This window comes from Pseudoalteromonas caenipelagi, from assembly GCF_013140855.1.
Classification (GTDB): domain Bacteria; phylum Pseudomonadota; class Gammaproteobacteria; order Enterobacterales; family Alteromonadaceae; genus Pseudoalteromonas; species Pseudoalteromonas caenipelagi.
The window spans coordinates 684450-702748 of the sequence record NZ_JABBPG010000002.1 but is presented as its reverse complement, the minus strand read 5'-3'; the positions used below and the strand labels follow the sequence as shown (position 1 = coordinate 702748).

Below are 18299 nucleotides of genomic sequence, written 5' to 3'. Positions count from 1 at the left end.
CATCATGACTCAATGTGTCTTACAACTGAAAAACCTAAGCAAAGTATTTTATTCTGACGACTTAGAAACCCATGCACTTCAAGACGTATCTCTACAAGTATTTAAGCAAGAATATATCGCGATATCAGGGCCTTCTGGCTCGGGTAAATCTACCCTGCTGTCTTTGCTTGGGTTATTAGACACGCCAACGTCAGGCAGTTACCAGCTAGCGGGCCACGAGGTAAGTAAGCTCAGCAAAGCACAGCGTGCTCAGATCAGAAACCAACAAATAGGGTTTATCTTTCAGTCGTTTAACCTGATCAGTGATTTAGATGTAATGGAAAATGTGGAGTTACCACTTACTTACCGCAAAGACTTAACCAAATCTCAAATCAAGCAGATGGCGGCTGAAGCCTTAGCCAAAGTAAACATGAGCCACCGAGTTAACCATTATCCGTCTCAGTTATCGGGTGGACAGCAGCAACGTGTAGCGATTGCGCGAGCGATTGCAGGCTCACCAAGCCTTATTCTAGCGGATGAACCAACCGGTAACCTTGACTCTAAAAATGCCCACGATGTATTAGCCTTACTTGATCAGCTGCATGGTGAAGGTGCCACCATTTGTATGGTTACTCACGATCCTCGATCAGCCCAACGAGCACAACGTAATATTGAAGTACTCGATGGGCGTATTATCTCTGATCATAAAACCCACAGTGCTAAAGCAGATGCTGCTGACGCTATGAGTGTATAAGGGCTGAATTATGAGTATTCGCAACGATATTAAATATGCCATGCGCTTATTGGCTAAAAAACCCAGTTTTAGTGCCTTAACAGTGTTTGTAATGGCCACAGGTATTGGCTTAAGTGTGTATTTATTTTCATTTATGAACACCATGTTATTTAAGCCTCTGCCGTTTGAAGATGGCGAACATATTATTGAAATGACAACCTCGATTAACGGCAAACGTCATTTTGGAGACTTTAATCTACATGACTTTGCACAGGTTCAAGCAAATCTAACCAGTGCCAGCGAATTTAGTGCATATCGAAATGAAATTGTGAGTATATCAGGTAGAGATGGTGCTCGCAGATACAGTGCCACAGATGCGCGGGCCAATATTTTTGCGCTTACGCGCACGACTCCGATATTGGGCAGAACATTTAACAGTGATGAAGACAAAGTTGGCGGTGAACATGTCGCGGTTATTGGCTATGACTTATGGCAAAACCAGTTTGCCGGGCAAGCCGATGTGTTATCGCAAAACATTACCATAAATGGTGTAAACCATCGTGTTATCGGGGTGATGCCTGAGGGGTATTATTTTCCACGTCGCGCGCAGCTGTGGCGCCCTTTGCGTGATAACACCGAGCAGGTAACCAGAGAGCAAAATAGTTTGGTAACAGGGCTTGCTCTGCGTAAACCAGACGTTAGCATTGAGCAAATAGACCATCAGCTGAATTTAATCATGCAGCGCCTTGCTGAGCGCTATCCAAAAACCAATTCGGGCTTGAGCGCCTATGCTTTAACCATGCATATGTCTACCGCAGATGGCGGTATGCCCGTTGTGTATGTGCTGCATATAGCAGCTGTTTTAATATTGGTGCTCGCGTCTGTTAACGTTGGCAATTTATTACTATCAAGAGCTGTAGAACGCTCTCAAGAAACCGCCATTAGAGTAGCGTTAGGTGCGCCTACAGGGCGTTTATTAAGCCAATTGTTATGGGAAAGTATTTTTATCTGTGGCCTTGGTGGCCTGATTGGCCTACTCGTTATGGGTTGGGGATTAGAAGTGACTCAAACCGTCACAAACCAGTTCTTTACCGATAGACCGCCATTTTGGTGGGACTTTGGCGTGGATGCGTATACGCTAAAAATCTTTTTTGCCTTTTTAGTGGGCACTATTTTTGTTACTGGTTTTTTACCCGCTTGGCGCAACATTAATGGTGATTTTAATGCGGTACTGCGCGATGGTACACGTGGTGCGCTAGGTAAAAACGCCGGTAAGCTCAATAAAGCACTGGTGATAGGTGAGGTATTTTTGTCTATCACGATTTTAATCGTTGCCGCGGTGATGATCACAGCAAGCTTTAAAGCGACGTATGCAGACTATGGCGTAAATACCCGCAATAAACTAATTGGTCAGATTGCTCTGCCGCAAGAAAGCTATGCGACAGACGAGCAAAAGGTGCAGTTTGTACAGGCCCTTAAAACTCAGTTAAGCACTCAAAATGCCCTGCACGATACTGTGGTTATGTCGAGACTCCCGGGCTTTAGTGACCAACGCCCAGCCATAGCAGTTGCCACTCAAGAATATAGCCAACAAAACTTATCTAGCTACCCACGAGCTAACCAAATAGCGGTATTACCAGGCTCTTTAAGTAACCTAGAAGCACAATTGATTGAGGGGCGTTTCTTTAGCGAAGCTGACAACAAAGCGCAAAACCATACCGTAATTGTGACCGACAGCTTTGTAGATCAATTTATGACAACAGCCCAACCCCTTGGTCACAAAATACAGTTTATCAGTGAAAATGGCACCAAAGGCCCTTGGTTTACCATTGTTGGTGTGATCAAGCATATTGTGCAGAATATGCCAAACAGAGATAAAGAGATAAAAATGCCATCGGTTTATTTACCATTTGCACAAGCACCACGCTCATCTATGTTTATTGCGGCACACATCAACAGTGATATGGCAATTGCTAAAGCAGCGCTCACAAAAGCAGTTGATGACATTGCTCCTGATCTGCCTATTTTTGATATTGGCAGCTTAGATGCGCGTTTATCACAACGTGTTGCACCACTTAGATTTGTTGGTGGCGTATTAATGTTATTTGGCTTAGCATCATTCTTATTAGCAGCCAGTGGTATCTATGGGGTGATGGCCAATACCATTTCTCAGCGAACACAGGAAATAGGCGTAAAACGTGCGTTAGGCGCAAGTGAGCAAAGGATCATCGCCGAGTTTGTCATCTCAGGCACGAAGCAATTATTGTTCGGTGCGGTGCCGGGGTTAGCCATTGGCCTTACCTTAGGGTATGCGATGTCGGCCCCTATTGGTGTGGAATTTATGGATGTGGCAATTGCGGCTGTGATATTAACACTATTGCTTTCAGCGGTGGTATTGCTGGCAACTTATTTGCCCACCAAACGTGCCTTGGTCAATGAGCCTGCATACGCATTGCACAGTCAATAAAGCCTTTAGGCAAAGCGTGGCTTTTATATTTGCTACGCTTTGTCGTACACTAAACTCACTTAAGCGTTTGATTAAAAGTTATTTATGAGCGATCCGATATTAATCATTGATGATGATGAGGGCATAAGGCATGCGCTAAACTTATTGCTACAAGCAGAAGGCTATATGTGTTTACAAGCCAATAGCCCAATTGAGGCCAAGCAACTATTAAAGCGTCATACCATTAGCTTGGTGATCACCGATCTCAACTTTACGCAAGACACCACATCCGCCGAAGAGGGCTTAGCCCTTATCCAACAATTAAGAGCCGATGATGAGCAAACCCCCATCATTGCGATTACGGGTTGGGGTAGTATTGAAATAGCCGTAAAAGCCATGCAGCTTGGTGCCAATGATTTTGTGCAAAAACCATGGGAAAACGAGCGGCTTTTAAATATTATTCGCACTCAATTACAACTGGCTAAAGCCAAACAACGCACACAAAAACTGGCTATTCACAACCAGTTACTACAAAACGAATTGGGGTTTGTGTCGGGTTTGATTGCACACTCTGAACAAATAAAACGAGTGTTAGCCACATTATCACAAGTTGCCAAAAGCGATGTAAGCGTATTGCTCACAGGCGAAAATGGCACAGGAAAAAGCCTCTTTGCTCGTTACCTACACGACCTTTCTACACGAAAAGACGAGCAGCTGATCAGTGTCAATATGGGCGCGGTCAGCGAAAACTTGTTTGAAAGTGAAATGTTTGGCCATGTTAAAGGCGCATTTACCGACGCCAAGTCTCAGCGTATTGGCCGTTTTGAACTGGCCGATGAAGGCACCTTGTTTTTAGACGAAATAGCCAATACCCCCTACTCCCAGCAAGCCAAATTACTACGAGTGTTAGAAGAGAAGCAATTTGAAAAGGTCGGTGCTAGCAAAACACAATCAGTAGATGTGCGTTTGGTGAGTGCGACCAATGCAGATCTTAATCATGCAGTTGCAACTGGTGCATTTCGAAAAGATCTTTTGTATCGTATTAATACCGTGCAAATACATATCCCTCCTTTGCGCGAACGTGTGGCTGACATTCTACCTTTAGCGCACTACTTTTTGCAGCGCGCCATTGAAAAGTATGCCGCGCAAGGGCGAGTTTTAACCCCAGAGGCACAACATGCGCTGCAGCATTATCAGTGGCCGGGTAATGTTAGAGAGCTTGGCCACTTAATGGAGCGTGCACATATCCTCGCGCCGAGTGAGCATATTGACGTTGATCATCTTAATTTAACGCCGATAACGAACGTACAAGTAAAAATAAATGAGGGCCAAATAGATAGTAAACACCTACCAACATTAAGTGAGATAGAACAGCAAACCTTAGCGCAGCGGCTTGCTCACTTTGAAGGTGATGCTATCACTGCCGCACAATCACTAGGCCTTAGCCGTAGTACCTTTTACCGCCGCTTAAATAAACCAACTAAATAACAAAAGTGATGACCATGTATGCCAAGACACACGCCATATGAAAAGCAACTGAGCATAATTTACTTGGCAACTGCACTGCCTTTACTGCTATTGCTCATCATCACCATGCTCTACAGCCAAGTTTCGGTATGGTTAACTGCATTGAGTGCGTTACTCGGCACAATTTTAATTACATGGAGCAACGTACGATTAAAACAAAAAGTGGTCTATCAATTACGAACGCAAACTAATTTAATTGAAGCGCTAGCACAAGGGGATTACACCTTAAGAGCACGCATAGGGAAAGGCGAACAAGAGTTAGCCCCCTTATTCAGCGCGATAAATCGCTTAGCGCAACAACTAAGTGCACAGCGCTGGCAATCAGCTGAATCTCAACAGCTAGTACAGACCGTATTAGAGCACATCGATGTGGCTATTTTAGCCATTGATGAAAAGCAGCAAATCGCCCTGTTTAACCCAGCAGCCCAAGCGCTGTTATCATTAAACACGCACAAAACAGCTAATGACTTGCCCAAACAGCTACATATAGTAAATCAGCTCCAAGAAGGTCAAAGTCAGGTCATAGAACTGCCAATTGCTTTACAAACAAAGCGCTATAATTTGCATGTTGAGCAATACATGAGTGATGGTAAAACCTATAAGCTAGTGTTTGTCACCGACGTTCACTCTTTATTACGTAGCGAAGAACGCCATGCGTGGCAGCGACTCATTAAGGTTATGAGTCATGAGATCAATAACTCGTTGTCTCCTATTGCATCGATTTCGCAAACGTTGGTCAAGATAATCCATAAGCAAGTCGACACTCCGTTAAAAAATAGCATCACCGAGAACTTAGAGTTCATTCAAAAACGTGCCTGCGATTTAGGTAAATTTATTGAAAGCTATCATCAACTAGCAAGGCTACCAGAACCAAAGAGCCGACCTCACTCTCTCAAAAAATTAATAACAAACTGCCAAAAGCCGTTCAGTGACTGCGTATTTAACATAACATCGAAAAGTGATGCAATCTTACATATTGACTCACTGCAATTTGAGCAGCTTTTAATAAACCTATTCAAAAATGCCCAAGATGCTTGTGCGCAAAGTAATCATATGTGCCAACTTGATATTGATTGGCAAATTAGCGACAAGCAAATAAGGATTCGTATCTGTGACAATGGAACGGGCATTAAAAACAGTGATAATCTATTTGTGCCATTTTACAGCACCAAACAGCAAGGCTCTGGGATAGGATTAGTGTTATGCCAACAAATTGCCGAAGCACACCAAGGCCGTTTATCTTTGCATAATCGAGTTGATAAAACAGGCTGCTGTGCCCTACTCGACTTACCCTACACCGCAAATTAAATAAAGATCATCGCCTTACGTTATCAATCACCTACGGTTAATGCTAAATTAGCCATCATAACGAAAATAACTATTCATTTTTTATGACATTTTCTAGGCTTATAAAACCATTAGGTATATTTTTCGCCATGACCATGAGCAATCCATCAATCGTTTCTGCACAGTCCGAGCTACCCATTGAAGTACAGCTAGGACAAAAGTTAATGCTAGATTTTCGCTATTTTTGTGAACAAGGGCAAAGCAAAACCTGCCGTGAACCAATGACACAATTACCCGAACAGTTAGCCCAAGTGATTGCCAATTATCATATTGGTGGAGTCATTCTATTTTCAGAAAACACCCATGATACTGAACAAATAGTAAAGCTAAACAACCAGCTACAGGCTGCAGCGCAAAAGGCTAAGCACCCTCTTCCGCTATTTATTGCAATAGATCAAGAAGGCGGCCGTGTAGCACGTATCAACCGTGAGCAAGCAACTTCATTTACTGGTAACATGAGCATTGGCGCCACCTACCCAAAACACGGTACTCATTACGCCACTGCGGTGGCTCAAGTGATCGCCAAGGAGCTTACAAGCCTAGGCGTAAACGTCAACTTTGCGCCCACCGTTGATGTTAATATGAACGCCGCAAACCCGGTGATCAATGTCCGTTCATTTTCCGAAGACCCCGAATTAGTCGCCAAGCTTGGGGCAGCACAAGTCAAAGCTTTTGAACAACATGGCGTGATCTCAGCACTAAAACATTTTCCAGGTCATGGCGATACCCATGTTGATAGCCACACCGGGCTTCCGAGAGTTGACCATGATACCCGCACTATTTGGCAAAATGATTTAGCACCTTTTGAAGCGGTGATTAATACCAACCCTCCGGGTATGATCATGACTGCGCATATTCAATATCCCGCGCTTGATAGCAGTACCCTGAAAAACAAACATGGACAACAGATGCTTAAGCCGGCCACCATGTCGCGTACCATCATGCATGACTTGCTGCGCACTAAACTTGGTTACCAAGGGGTGGTGATCACAGACGCTTTAGACATGGCTGGGATCAGTGACTTTTTTGATTACACATCAGCGGTCATTGAAACTTTTAACGCTGGAGTAGATATCGCCTTGATGCCTCTTGCCATCCGTACACCTGATGACATCCAGCAACTAGATAAACTGCTTAAATCGCTCACTCAAGCCATCCAAAGTAAAACTCTAAATGAAGACGAGATAAACGCTTCAGCGAAAAGAATTATTACCCTCAAACAAGGTTATTTACAAAATACCGCCCCAGCTTCCAGTGCGATAGCAAAAGCCACATTAGGTAACCCCGGACATCGAAAACTAGAAGCTGAGCTTGCTCTGGCAGCCATCACGCAAGTAAAAAATAAACAGTTATTACCTTTAGAGGTAACGACTAAGAGTAGAATTCACCTGATTATGCCCGACATGCGTAAGTGCGAAGCCATGCTCCAAGCACTAAGGGCATTTAGTAAAGCCCCTTTACAGATAACCTGCAACAGTTTGCAAGGGTTTGATCCAAACTTAGCAGAGCAACAAATTTCACAAGCTGATGTAGTCATTGCAGGTCATGCAAGTCCACAGCAAAGTGCAGTAGAAATTGGTGGGATGGAAGATGTAGCGAAGTTAGAGCAGTTTTCTCTATCTCGACAACAGCAACCGCAGGCACTTAAAACACTACTAACTTTTGCAAAAAAACAAAGTAAATCAACCTTATTTATAAGTTTGCGCGCACCTTATGAGATCAAACAATTTGCGCCACTGAGCGATGCTGTGCTCGCAAGCTATGCTTATAACATTGATGTTGAGACGAATGAGCAAGTTTCAGGCCCGGCCTTTACCGCACTGGCAAAAGTGATACTGGGTTTAGCCCCAGCAAATGGCGTATTGCCCGTAACCATTAAATAGGACTCGTTATGCTATTAAATTGTGATTTGGGAGAGAGCTTTGGCGCATGGAAAATGGGCCTAGATGAGCAAGCAATGGCTGTGATCGACTGCGCAAATATTGCTTGTGGGTTTCATGCGGGCGACCCTACAGTGATAGCCAAAACCCTTAAGTTAGCAAAACAGTATCGCGTAATGATTGGTGCACACCCAAGCTATCCTGACTTGCAAGGCTTTGGCCGTCGCTCTATGAAAATGAGTGCACAGGAGTTAACAGATACACTGCACTACCAAATTGCAGCGCTTGATGGCATGGCACAATGCCAAGGCTTAACCCTAGCCTATGTGAAACCGCACGGCGCCCTTTACAATGATATGATGGCTGATGAGTCACTACTCAATATCGTGATCCAAGCCATTGCACGCTACCCTAAAGAGTTAAAGCTTATGGTGCTCGCTACCGCTCGTCAAAACGAACATAAGGCTTTAGCAGAGCAACTTGGTGTAACCCTCATGTTTGAAGCATTTGCAGATAGGCTCTATACCGATGAGGGCATGCTCACACCACGCTCACAGGCCAACGCAGTACATGACAAAACAGCACTTATGGCACAAGTTCGTCAATTGGCTACGCAAGGTTGTGTAACAACAGAGTCAGGCAAACAACTGGCATTAACAGCAGACACACTATGTGTACATGGCGATAATGAAGCGAGCCTTGCACAAATTAATGAGATCAGTATTTTACTAACTTAAACAGGATGAGTCATGATTCATCGCTAACAATGGTGCGGTCACCATGACTGGGTGGGGTGGAAATAACCAACATAGTTAACACCTGATTGCTGATGTTCTTTAATTGATGTGAGGTGTTCGCACTAACATGTACGCCCTGCCCACTATGTAGTGTTAATGTCTCACCATCGACCTCTAAACATGCTTCCCCTTCTAAAATATAAAAAAACTGCTCGGCAACATGGTGAAAATGTTTAACCTCTTTTGCTCCCGGAGGTACTCGCTCTTGGATCACACTTAGCCCTTTTGTTGCAGCCAAATGCCAACCATCACACACTTCACCCCAAGTATAATGTTTAGCGTTGTCTGTGCCGATAACTTTGCTCATAGCTCACTCCAAAGTGCACATTAAAAAGCCGAGCAACAAGCTCGGCTTTTATCTAACAGTTAGCTGCAATTAGTTTTTAACAATTGCATTGTGATAAATGTTTTGTACATCATCACAATCTTCTAGCATACCCATGAACTTTTCGAAGTTCGCGATATCATCTGGATCTGTGATTTCAATGTGTGTTTGTGGCACAAACGTGATTTCATCGATCTCAAAGTTGATACCATCAAATGCTTCTGTCAATGCAGTCTTCGCTTTGTAGTACTCTGTGTGCGGTGCAAATACTGACACTTTGCCATCTTCTACTTCAACATCCGTCACGTCCACATCAGCCATCATCAGCGCTTCTAATACTGCTTCATCGTCGTCGCCATCAAAACCTAAAATAGCAAAGTGATCGAACATGTGCGCAACGCAGCCTGGGCTACCAATTTTTGAGTCTGTTTTGGTAAATGGTAAACGTACATCTTTGATGGTGCGGTTTGGATTGTCAGTTAGACAGTCAACAATCACCATACAGTTACCAGGACCGTAACCTTCGTAGCGCGCAGCAGCATAATCTTCACCAGCACCACCTGCAGCTTTTTCAATAGCTTTATCAATAACATGTGCGGGTACTTGGTCTTTTTTAGCTTTATCAATTAGGCGACGTAATGACAGGTTAGTTTCAGGGTCAGGGCCGCCATTTTTTGCTACAACGTAAATTTCTTTACCATATTTTGAGTTTACTTTGGTTTTTGCCGCCGCCGTTTTTGCCATGGCGTTCTTGCGGACTTCAAATGCTCTGCCCATCTTAATTCTCGTTTTATAGATTAAATTGACGAGATTTTAACAAGACTCGCGCCATTGGGCTAGCGTTTGATGGGCATTGTCACATGCAAACCTAAGCAAATGCTTTTACCAGCTCGGGAAGCTCGTTGAAATGGCGAAGTATATGGTGAGCTTGGCTTGCATAATGTGGCATATCTTCGGGTGCATATAAGCATGAGCGCATTTTGGCATTGTGTGCAGCCTGGATATCATACAAGTAATCGCCAACATACATACAATGGGGAGTCGAAAACTGCCATTGCTTCGCAATATGCAAAAGGGCACTTGGGTTTGGCTTTGCAGGCGCATCATCACGAGTTAATATCAACGAGATAGGCACATTACACTGTGCGAGCTTGAGTTTGGCTGCTCGACCAAAGTTACGGGTCACGATAGCCATCGGAATTTGCATTTGTTCAAGACGCTTTAAACTGCTGGCAACGCCTGGTAAAAGCTCTGCATTTTGCGCATCTAACATCTCGTGTTGATGAACGATGTTCATTGCTTCTTGGCGCATATAAGGTGAAGGAAGCTGAGCAATAAAATCAAGCAGGTCTTGTTCTGGCGAACAGCCGACTTGTGCTTTGATCAGCTGAAAATCTAACTCTGAGCTAACGAGGGTGCCGTCTAAGTCGAAGATCACACCTTTTATCGTTTGTTGGATCATAGCACTACTGTTGTATGAACACGCCTGTGCATTTAATTGTAACATTATTATCCCTGCCATTAGTGGCGAATGTTTTTTAACCATAGGCCACGAAGCACCTTCTTGCAAAGCGCTAAGTTGCCATCCCTTTTACCTGCTTTAAATTATTTCATTGCATTGATAAAAACAATAGTGTCGACAACTGTAGCCGAACAGACGCGCAATTATCTCGCATCTATTACATTGAAGCACGTTTGCTCTTATAACAATATAAAATAAATTATATGCATAATTACGAATAAACCGCCACAGATGCCAATAATATGGCATGCCAAGTTGTATTTTTTGAAATTATTGTCTCTATTTGGGAAATAAATAAAAAAAACAAATTTTTTTATTGATCTTTACCCAAAATTGTCTTTAAAATCGCGCACTTTTTTATTTCGTGCAAAAATGTCCCAAAAAGTTGGCCTCAGTTTTGCTCGTATAAATAAACCCGTTTAGCAATAAAAAATGTGGTGAGCAGTATGGATTTTTACATCCTAAAAAAACAAGAGAAGCTTGTTGCCATTCCTGCGGATGAGCAAAATTGCAAAGAGTATTTAGACGATGGCTACTTTTACATTGATAAAGTAGCTGCGTGTAACGAAAAGTCGGCTTTGAAAAGGCTACAAGCCAAGCAAGTAAAAGCATTTAAAATGCCAGCTTTATTGTTCTTGCTTGTTTTACCTATAATTCTTTTCGCTTGGATGCAAATAAGCCGTTAACCAAGCACACTGACAATGATATATTAGCGTTTCTATCGTCAAGGAAACGCTGAATGAAAGTATTGCATACCTCTGATTGGCATTTGGGCCAGCAGTTTTATGAACATAGTCGTGCGCAAGAACAGCAAGTATTTTTGGAATGGCTTGCCAACACGCTTAAAACACAAGCAATTGATATACTTGTTGTTGCTGGCGACATTTACCATACTGCAACACCGCCAGCAAATGCTGAACAGCAGTTGTATTCTTTCATCAAGCATGCAAAACAACTTTGCCCCAACTTGCATATAGTGCTGATTGCCGGCAATCATGACTCTGCAAATCGCATAGAAACTGCAAAGCCGCTTTTACAACTCTTTGATACTCACGTGGTTGGCCGCTTTGATAAACATGCGCCAGAAAACGTAGTTAAGTCGATTAAAACCAAAAAAGGTACAGCCCACATAGTAGCTATGCCATTTTTGAGAGCCGCAGATATCACCATAACCTCAGATATCAGTTATCAGCAAGCCGTGTCTGTAGCATATCAACAAGCACTTGAGCACGCTCTACCATTAGCCAAAAATGAGCCCCTTATTTTGCTGGGCCATCTACACGCCAAAGGCGGAGATATCTCTAGTGACTCGGAAAGAAATATTTCGATAGGTGGATTTGAAGCCATTAATGCTAATATTTTCAAGCAACAGGCTGATTATGTTGCGCTAGGGCACCTGCACAAAGCACAAACGGTCGCAAAGAGCGACTACATTCGCTACAGCGGTACTCCCCTACCAATGTCATTTTCAGAAAGAAAATATCAGCATCAGGTGCTAATAGCTGAATTTTCTGGTAAGCAACTTACAAATGTAAAGCCCCTTTACATCCCTAGGTACCAGCAACTTATTTTGCTGCCAGAGCAGGGCGGTGCAGATTTAAATACCCTGTGCGAGCTTATCAATGCGTTAGAATTTGATGCTGATGCACCACCTAGTTATGTTCGCCTGCGTTTAAATAGCAGCGAAACAAGCAGTCAGTTTCGTACCGTCATTGATGAAGCTATGAGTAATAAACCGTTACTTTTTTGTGGTATAGAAAGGGTGCGCTCAGACAAGCAAAATGAAGAGAGTTACTTTGAAGACCTCGGCAAAGTCGAACAGCTCGATCCTATGACGCTGCTTTCGTTAGCGTTCGCTGAACAGTTCAGTGCCAATGATGAGGTCCCCGAACAAGTTAAAGAATGCTTGGCGCAAGTCATTAATTCAATGGATGAAGAGACCCCCTCATGAAATTACTTAGCTTGTCTATCAAGAATCTCGCCTCGTTGACACATGCAGAGGTAGACTTTGAATCTCCTCCGCTTAGCCACAGTGGTCTATTTGCGATAACTGGCGACACAGGTGCAGGAAAAAGCACATTGCTCGATGGTATCTGTTTGGCTTTATATGGCAAAACCGCGCGACTCAAAAATGACTTGAAAAATACAGTGGCATTTAATGGCGATGAAATAAAACTGAATGATCCACGAAATTTACTGCGCCGCGGATGTGCTCAAGGACAAGCTGAAGTTCTATTTATTGGCCAAGACGGTGAGCGCTATATTGCGAGTTGGAAAATAGAGCGTGCTCGGAAAAAAAGTGATGGCAAGTTAAAACGCCCAGAGCATCAACTTATTCGTGTTAGTGATGAGTCTGTCCTTACACAATCTAGCAATGCAACCGTTAACCAAGTTGAGCAATTAATTGGCCTGAGCTTTGAGCAATTCACGCGTGCAGTATTATTGGCACAGCATGAGTTTGCTGCCTTTTTAAAAGCCAGTGCAGACGAGCGGGCACAATTGCTTGAATGCTTAACGGGCACCGATAAATTTAGCCGCCTAGGTCAAGCGATTTTTGAACGCCATAAAGAGAAAAAAAACGAACTCGAACAAGTACAACAAAGCTTAGCTCACTACCACATATTATCGGATGATGAACTTGCCACACTGAACGTGCAGTTAGCTCATCTTGATAGCGAGCTTAAGCAGCAAAAAAACCAATGTGAACAGTACCAACAAGATATTCAGTGGTTGAATACGAGTGAGCAACAGCAACAAAAACGTCAACAGTATCAACAGCAGTTGCTTGAGATAGAAACACAACTAAGCGACCAAGCACTTGCTGTAAAGCAAGCTCAGCTAGCTCAACTAACGCAACAAATTGCAGATAACCGACAACAAGCAGATACGCTAACTGCACAACATAGCCAGCTCAAAGCGCAATATGTAGAGCTGACAAAACAAGATTATGAGCAACAGCTTAGCGATCAGCTAAGCGTTGTCTCATCTGCGCAGCAAACGCAACAACACGCAACTGCGCAACTAAAAGAACAAGAACCAAAAATAAAGCAAATACGCGCCTTAGATAATCAGCGCAGTATTACTCAACAACAAATTTCTGATAACCAGAAACAGCAGCTAAGCACACAGCAAGCCATTGATGAACATCAAGCGGAGCTTAACGCTTTAACGGCCAAACTCAATGACAACAAAACTGCACAACATGAAATTAGGTTGCAGCTAGAGCAGGGCGGCAAGCTCGCTGGCGCACATGAACACTGGTCACACCTGCGTAATATATTCGATAACATCAACGAGTATGCTCAGCGTATTGAACGATACCAACAGCAACGTATTGAACAGCAAGCACAGCATCACGAACTGAGCCACAAGATTGAACCGTTACAAGCGCAGATCCAGCAGCAGAAGCAGTCCTTCGCTGCGCTCGAATCACGCCAGCAAACACTTGAGAAACAACTTGCATCATTGGATTATGAAGCCTTACAAAAACGGCACTATGGGTTAAAATCCGCTGTTAATTTGTCATTAGAAGGGCAAAAGTGTGAACATGAACTACTACAACTTACCGCCAGCATAGACAAAAATCGCCATCAACAGCAAACGCTTAAACTTCAGTTGCAAGATACCGCCAAGCAAGTTGAGTTGCACAAACAGCGTGCCCAGATCACTCAAGAAAACCTAACCCAAGTTCAGCTGCGAGCCAGTGACAGTATCAGTGCATTGCGTACGCAGCTCAAAGAGGGCGAAGAGTGTATGGTATGTGGTTCAACCGAGCACCCATATGGGGTGGAGCATATTGATAGCCACTGGCAAACATTGATAGCTGATTTTTCAGCGCAGCAGCAAAGCGCAATGCAAGCTCAGCAACAATCACAACAACGCTATAATGAGCAAATGGTTGCCCATGAACAGGTCAACGCACAGCTTCAAGTTGCCTTGCAAAGACAAGCCCAGCTAAAAGAGCAGCATGTTCAAATTGACTCACAATTACGAGCATTAGGCTATGATACACCACCAAATGCAGATACTGCACAACAGCAATTAAGCGCGATTGAACAAGATTTGAAGCTCTATAGTGAGCTCAGTAGACAACAACAAACACTTTGGTCGCAAATAAAGTCATCTCAGCAAACGCTGAGTACTTCTGAGCAACAATACGCAGAGGCTCAACAACAGCTGCAGCATTTATCGAGCAATATCGAAGCCAATGAGCATCAACAACGGGATATTCAACAAAGCTTGTTACAACTCAAGCAAAAGGCCCAGCAGCTATATCATGATGAAACATGGTGGTTGAGCTTTGAGCAAAACCCGCAAAGTGCGGTTGATACATTACGCGCAGACATTGAACAATACGATACTTGGCAAAAAACACTCCAGGAGCTTGCGCAAGCACAGCATTTACTACAGTCAACATTTGCCAATAGTGAGCACAATCTAGGTCTGCAAAACAACCTAGTTGCTCAACAACACACTCAGCTTAAACAGTTGCAAAGTAGCTTAGCTGATCTAGACCTTCAACGCAGCGAGCTACTGACACTTGAGGTAGATGTGGATGATTGGTTTGCCTCACTACAACAACAACTAGAAACTGCTAGCCAACAGCTTAATGAAGCCAAACAAAAACTTGCCCAACTTGAGCATGAAAAACACCAGCAAGCGCTAAAGCTGAGTCACTTACAAACGCAATTAAACGACAATGAAGTGCAGCAAAATAGCGTTACAGAGCGCTTTGAGAACTGGCTAGAAGCACAGCAGCAACAGCACCCTGAATTGACAGCTGAACGAGTCAATGAGTTATTATCAGTACCATTCGAGCAGTATGAGCAAGTGCTCAATGAGAACGTGCAGCTGCAACAACACCATGCTCAAGCACAAGCACGGCTCGCTCACCTAATCGACGAGATTGAGCAACATACCGCGTGTGCGCGCACCAGTGCGTCAAAACAAGAAATCATTGCGTTACTCGATAAAACCATTGCAGACATTGAATTGACTCAATCACAATGGCTGGAACTGAGTAGCCAGTTAAAGCAGCACGAGCAAAACGTAGCTGCGCGAACGCAGCAACAAACTGAACTCACACAGTTACAAGCGCAATACGAACACTGGTATTTGCTAGATAAACTACTTGGCGATGCAACAGGTAAAAAGTTACGTAACATTGCCCAAACTCAGACCTTGAGGATCTTGCTGCAATACGCAAATCAGCATTTAAGTAGCCTCTCAAAAAGGTATCGTCTGTGTGTCATTGGTCATTCGCTCAACATTGCCATAATAGATAAAGATATGGCTGATGAGCAGCGCTCAGTGAATACACTCTCCGGTGGTGAATCATTTTTAGTTTCATTGGCACTTGCACTCGGGTTAGCATCACTTTCGGCCAATAAAGTGCAGATCAGCTCGCTATTTATAGACGAAGGATTTGGGACACTTGACCCAGAAACCTTGAGTGTCGCGTTAGATGCACTAGACTCATTGCAAGCACAAGGGCGTAAAGTGGGCGTGATCTCACACGTTAGCGAAATGACCGAACGTGTTGCCACGCAAATACATGTTAAAAAGCAACCCGGTGGTTATTCAAGTATTCAGATAAAAGGACAGGCCTAATGCCAAGTTTTAAAGCGGATGAAGCGAGCAATTACGAACAACGTATTACGCGTCTAGTACCCGGGTACGAGCTATTGCATGATTTAACAGCCGCACAACTCAAAACATTGCTACCTGATGAAGCTAACATCTTGGTAGTAGGCGCGGGCACGGGCAAAGACATTATCGCGCTTGCGCAGCTTAATCCGCACTGGCATTTTATTGCTCAAGATATTTCTGACGATATGCTCGCTATCGCAGATCAAAATTTTACTAACTTAGGCCTCAGTAATCGAGTCACTATCGTGAACGGTCCATTAGCTGAACCTAGCGGCGAACACATTGATGCAGCACTGTGCTTATTAGTGTTACATTTTTTACCCGATAATGGTGATAAACAAGATTTACTCAACACGATCCGCGCACAACTTCCACACCGAGCGCCGTTATTTTTAGCCGATTTAATGGCCCCTGAGACAGAGTTCGAGCGAGAATCTCAGCTACTGGCATGCCGACAGTTAGGATTAACAGAAATAGGGGAGCAACGCATGCGCCACAATTTGCTGCATGAGTTTTATCCTTTAGACCGAATGCGTCTGGCAGAGTTACTTGCACAAACCGGATTTGATACACCACACCACTATTTTAAAGCATTAGGTTTTACTGGGGTTGTTTGTCGCGCCGACTAGACACATATTGAAGCTGCTTTAGTAACGTATTAAGTGTAAAGGGCTTCACTATCATTCCGTCTATTTTGGCGGTAATTAAATTGAGTACAGTTTGCTTATTATCATCACACGTGACCACCACAATAGCCAAGTCAACGAGCTTTAGCTCTTGCCTAATTTTGTCGATAAGTTCCTTACCGCTCATTTTAGGCATATTCAAATCAGTTATGAGTAAATCATAGTGATGGTTTTTTAGAAGCTGAATTGCCTGTCTACCGTCCGTTGCTTCCGTTATATCTTCATACTCTAAACGTCGCAGCATGTTTATCATTACATGGCGCATCAGTGGCATATCATCGACCACGAGTATTTTCATGCTTTTTGAATCCTTAACGGCAATCGGTACGAGTATTATTTAGGCTAGTCCAAGCTATGTAAGATGTCACATAGTTTATTGATTTTTATATTACTTAACTGTCGATAATCCAAAAAGGGGCACACCACTAAATTGTGCGTCGTATCAACTGCAAACTCTTCATCCAGCCATACTAATGAGTTAGTAAAAATTTGATCTCGCAATAGCCTTTTGGCGTATGTTCGCCCTGCGATAACTTGATATCGGTAACGTGAGTTATGCAAATTTGGCGGACTAAACAGCAAGGCTTCTTGGCTATGGCTTTGCAATAAGCACTGCTGACGATAATCTTGCCAACTATTATAGTTGGTAAAATTGTGATCTCTGTGATGTAGTTGAGCCAGTATTTTGGCATAAACATTAAATATTTTCCGCCAACCATTACCTGACGCATTATTTATCATCTCGATTTCGCCAAGTCTAAGCGCTTGAATATACTCTAAGTTTTTGTACTCCTGCATCGGCGGAGCATGTTCAATATAAATAGCTATGAGGCCACTTGCTTGACCAAATCCGTGAGTTAGTATTTTCATGACCTGGCTTTTGTTAGCAAGCGGTCTAGCGCGTTGCCAAAGGCTTGTTTGTCGGCGTTTGATAGCTTTGGTGGCCCACCGCTCATTTCTACACCGCTGCTGCGCATGGTATCCATAAAATCACGCATATTTAAAATCGACTTAATGTTGTGAGTGGTGTATTCCTCGCCTCTTGGATTAATTGCCAAAGCACCTAACTCGATGACTTCTGCAGCTAAAGGAATATCAGCTGTGATCACGACATCGCCTGATTGAACACGCTTTACGATTTCATTATCAGCGATATCAAAGCCTTTGTTCACTTGTAGGAGGCTTACATATTGCGTGGCAGGTACTCGCATTGCATGATTTGCCACTAGCGTTGTCACTGTTTGAGTGCGTTGCGCCGCTCTGAATATAATTTCTTTAATAACCGCAGGGCAAGCATCGGCATCAACCCAAATCTTCATGGTATTTTTCGTCTTTGTATTACTTGGTATAAAGTTGATCTTAACGGTTCTTACGTTCGTAACCTACTATTATTTGGATAAATGTACTT

16 protein-coding genes are annotated in these 18299 nt (G+C 43.4%); 10 read left to right on the top strand and 6 right to left on the bottom strand.

Annotation, left to right across the window (positions count from 1 at the left end; all coding sequences use genetic code 11):
• Positions 1 to 4 precede the first annotated feature (4 nt).
• The 6 genes from HG263_RS07780 (at position 5) to HG263_RS07755 (ending at position 8649) form a co-directional block, all read left to right on the top strand.
• Positions 5 to 733: an ABC transporter ATP-binding protein gene (locus HG263_RS07780; protein WP_171625505.1), complete on the top strand. Its 729-nt coding sequence runs from the start codon at positions 5 to 7 to the stop codon at positions 731 to 733.
• Positions 734 to 743: 10 nt separating this feature from the next.
• Positions 744 to 3179 carry an ABC transporter permease gene (locus HG263_RS07775; RefSeq protein ID WP_171625504.1) on the top strand — a complete coding sequence of 812 codons (2436 nt, stop codon included), beginning with the start codon at positions 744 to 746 and terminating at the stop codon, positions 3177 to 3179.
• 84 nt (positions 3180 to 3263) lie between these two features.
• Positions 3264 to 4646: a sigma-54-dependent transcriptional regulator gene (locus HG263_RS07770; protein ID WP_171625503.1), complete on the top strand. Its 1383-nt coding sequence runs from the start codon at positions 3264 to 3266 to the stop codon at positions 4644 to 4646.
• A gap of 18 nt (positions 4647 to 4664) precedes the next feature.
• Positions 4665 to 5993, top strand: coding sequence for a sensor histidine kinase (locus HG263_RS07765; RefSeq protein ID WP_171625502.1), 1329 nt, complete (start codon positions 4665 to 4667; stop codon positions 5991 to 5993).
• Between the two features lie 128 nt (positions 5994 to 6121).
• The gene (locus HG263_RS07760; protein WP_439331984.1) at positions 6122 to 7915 is read left to right on the top strand and encodes a glycoside hydrolase family 3 protein; all 1794 of its coding nucleotides are present in this window, start codon (positions 6122 to 6124) and stop codon (positions 7913 to 7915) included.
• Between the two features lie 8 nt (positions 7916 to 7923).
• Positions 7924 to 8649, top strand: coding sequence for a 5-oxoprolinase subunit PxpA (locus tag HG263_RS07755; RefSeq protein WP_171625500.1), 726 nt, complete (start codon positions 7924 to 7926; stop codon positions 8647 to 8649).
• Between the two features lie 10 nt (positions 8650 to 8659).
• Here HG263_RS07755 and HG263_RS07750 read toward each other — a convergent pair whose 3' ends face one another.
• The 3 genes from HG263_RS07750 to HG263_RS07740 all read right to left on the bottom strand — a co-directional run bounded on the left by HG263_RS07750 (position 8660) and on the right by HG263_RS07740 (position 10541).
• Positions 8660 to 9016, bottom strand: coding sequence for a cupin domain-containing protein (locus HG263_RS07750; RefSeq protein WP_171625499.1), 357 nt, complete (start codon positions 9014 to 9016; stop codon positions 8660 to 8662).
• 69 nt (positions 9017 to 9085) lie between these two features.
• Entirely contained in the window at positions 9086 to 9811 is a 726-nt protein-coding gene (locus HG263_RS07745) for a YebC/PmpR family DNA-binding transcriptional regulator (RefSeq protein WP_171625498.1), read from the bottom strand.
• A 91-nt stretch (positions 9812 to 9902) separates the two neighbouring features.
• Positions 9903 to 10541, bottom strand: coding sequence for an HAD family hydrolase (locus tag HG263_RS07740; protein WP_439331983.1), 639 nt, complete (start codon positions 10539 to 10541; stop codon positions 9903 to 9905).
• A gap of 461 nt (positions 10542 to 11002) precedes the next feature.
• On the opposite strand from HG263_RS07740, the gene HG263_RS07735 reads away from it, so the two are divergent.
• The 4 genes from HG263_RS07735 to HG263_RS07720 are packed head-to-tail and all read left to right on the top strand — an operon-like array spanning position 11003 to position 16834.
• Positions 11003 to 11242, top strand: a complete 240-nt coding sequence (locus HG263_RS07735; RefSeq protein WP_171625497.1) for a hypothetical protein — start codon at positions 11003 to 11005, stop codon at positions 11240 to 11242.
• A gap of 53 nt (positions 11243 to 11295) precedes the next feature.
• Positions 11296 to 12507, top strand: coding sequence for an exonuclease SbcCD subunit D C-terminal domain-containing protein (locus HG263_RS07730; RefSeq protein ID WP_171625496.1), 1212 nt, complete (start codon positions 11296 to 11298; stop codon positions 12505 to 12507).
• Positions 12504 to 16166 (top strand): AAA family ATPase, encoded by a 3663-nt coding sequence (locus tag HG263_RS07725; RefSeq protein ID WP_171625495.1) that lies wholly within the window; start codon positions 12504 to 12506, stop codon positions 16164 to 16166. The genes HG263_RS07730 and HG263_RS07725 overlap by 4 nt, the downstream gene beginning before the upstream one ends.
• Positions 16166 to 16834, top strand: coding sequence for a class I SAM-dependent methyltransferase (locus HG263_RS07720; RefSeq protein WP_171625494.1), 669 nt, complete (start codon positions 16166 to 16168; stop codon positions 16832 to 16834). Before HG263_RS07725 ends, HG263_RS07720 begins: the two co-directional genes overlap by 1 nt.
• Here the strand turns inward: HG263_RS07720 and HG263_RS07715 are convergent.
• The 3 genes from HG263_RS07715 to HG263_RS07705 are packed head-to-tail and all read right to left on the bottom strand — an operon-like array spanning position 16806 to position 18210.
• Complete coding sequence (locus tag HG263_RS07715) at positions 16806 to 17189, bottom strand: response regulator (protein WP_171625493.1); 384 nt, start codon at positions 17187 to 17189, stop codon at positions 16806 to 16808. The two genes, HG263_RS07720 and HG263_RS07715, sit on opposite strands and share 29 nt — an antisense overlap.
• Positions 17190 to 17233: 44 nt before the next feature.
• Positions 17234 to 17761: a DUF6942 family protein gene (locus HG263_RS07710; RefSeq protein WP_171625492.1), complete on the bottom strand. Its 528-nt coding sequence runs from the start codon at positions 17759 to 17761 to the stop codon at positions 17234 to 17236.
• A complete protein-coding gene (locus HG263_RS07705; RefSeq protein WP_171625491.1) occupies positions 17758 to 18210 on the bottom strand; it encodes a YaiI/YqxD family protein in 453 nt (150 codons plus the stop codon). The genes HG263_RS07710 and HG263_RS07705 overlap by 4 nt, the downstream gene beginning before the upstream one ends.
• Between the last annotated feature and the right edge of the window lie 89 nt (positions 18211 to 18299).

Bases quoted from the DNA above. Each gene is read 5' to 3' on its own strand.
- HG263_RS07780 (WP_171625505.1), top strand. From the start codon at position 5: ATGACTCAATGTGTCTTACAACTGAAAAACCTAAGCAAAGTATTTTAT.
- HG263_RS07775 (WP_171625504.1), top strand. From the start codon at position 744: ATGAGTATTCGCAACGATATTAAATATGCCATGCGCTTATTGGCTAAA.
- HG263_RS07770 (WP_171625503.1), top strand. From the start codon at position 3,264: ATGAGCGATCCGATATTAATCATTGATGATGATGAGGGCATAAGGCAT.
- HG263_RS07765 (WP_171625502.1), top strand. From the start codon at position 4,665: ATGCCAAGACACACGCCATATGAAAAGCAACTGAGCATAATTTACTTG.
- HG263_RS07760 (WP_439331984.1), top strand. From the start codon at position 6,122: ATGACCATGAGCAATCCATCAATCGTTTCTGCACAGTCCGAGCTACCC.
- HG263_RS07755 (WP_171625500.1), top strand. From the start codon at position 7,924: ATGCTATTAAATTGTGATTTGGGAGAGAGCTTTGGCGCATGGAAAATG.
- HG263_RS07750 (WP_171625499.1), bottom strand. From the start codon at position 9,016: ATGAGCAAAGTTATCGGCACAGACAACGCTAAACATTATACTTGGGGT.
- HG263_RS07745 (WP_171625498.1), bottom strand. From the start codon at position 9,811: ATGGGCAGAGCATTTGAAGTCCGCAAGAACGCCATGGCAAAAACGGCG.
- HG263_RS07740 (WP_439331983.1), bottom strand. From the start codon at position 10,541: ATGTTACAATTAAATGCACAGGCGTGTTCATACAACAGTAGTGCTATG.
- HG263_RS07735 (WP_171625497.1), top strand. From the start codon at position 11,003: ATGGATTTTTACATCCTAAAAAAACAAGAGAAGCTTGTTGCCATTCCT.
- HG263_RS07730 (WP_171625496.1), top strand. From the start codon at position 11,296: ATGAAAGTATTGCATACCTCTGATTGGCATTTGGGCCAGCAGTTTTAT.
- HG263_RS07725 (WP_171625495.1), top strand. From the start codon at position 12,504: ATGAAATTACTTAGCTTGTCTATCAAGAATCTCGCCTCGTTGACACAT.
- HG263_RS07720 (WP_171625494.1), top strand. From the start codon at position 16,166: ATGCCAAGTTTTAAAGCGGATGAAGCGAGCAATTACGAACAACGTATT.
- HG263_RS07715 (WP_171625493.1), bottom strand. From the start codon at position 17,189: ATGAAAATACTCGTGGTCGATGATATGCCACTGATGCGCCATGTAATG.
- HG263_RS07710 (WP_171625492.1), bottom strand. From the start codon at position 17,761: ATGAAAATACTAACTCACGGATTTGGTCAAGCAAGTGGCCTCATAGCT.
- HG263_RS07705 (WP_171625491.1), bottom strand. From the start codon at position 18,210: ATGAAGATTTGGGTTGATGCCGATGCTTGCCCTGCGGTTATTAAAGAA.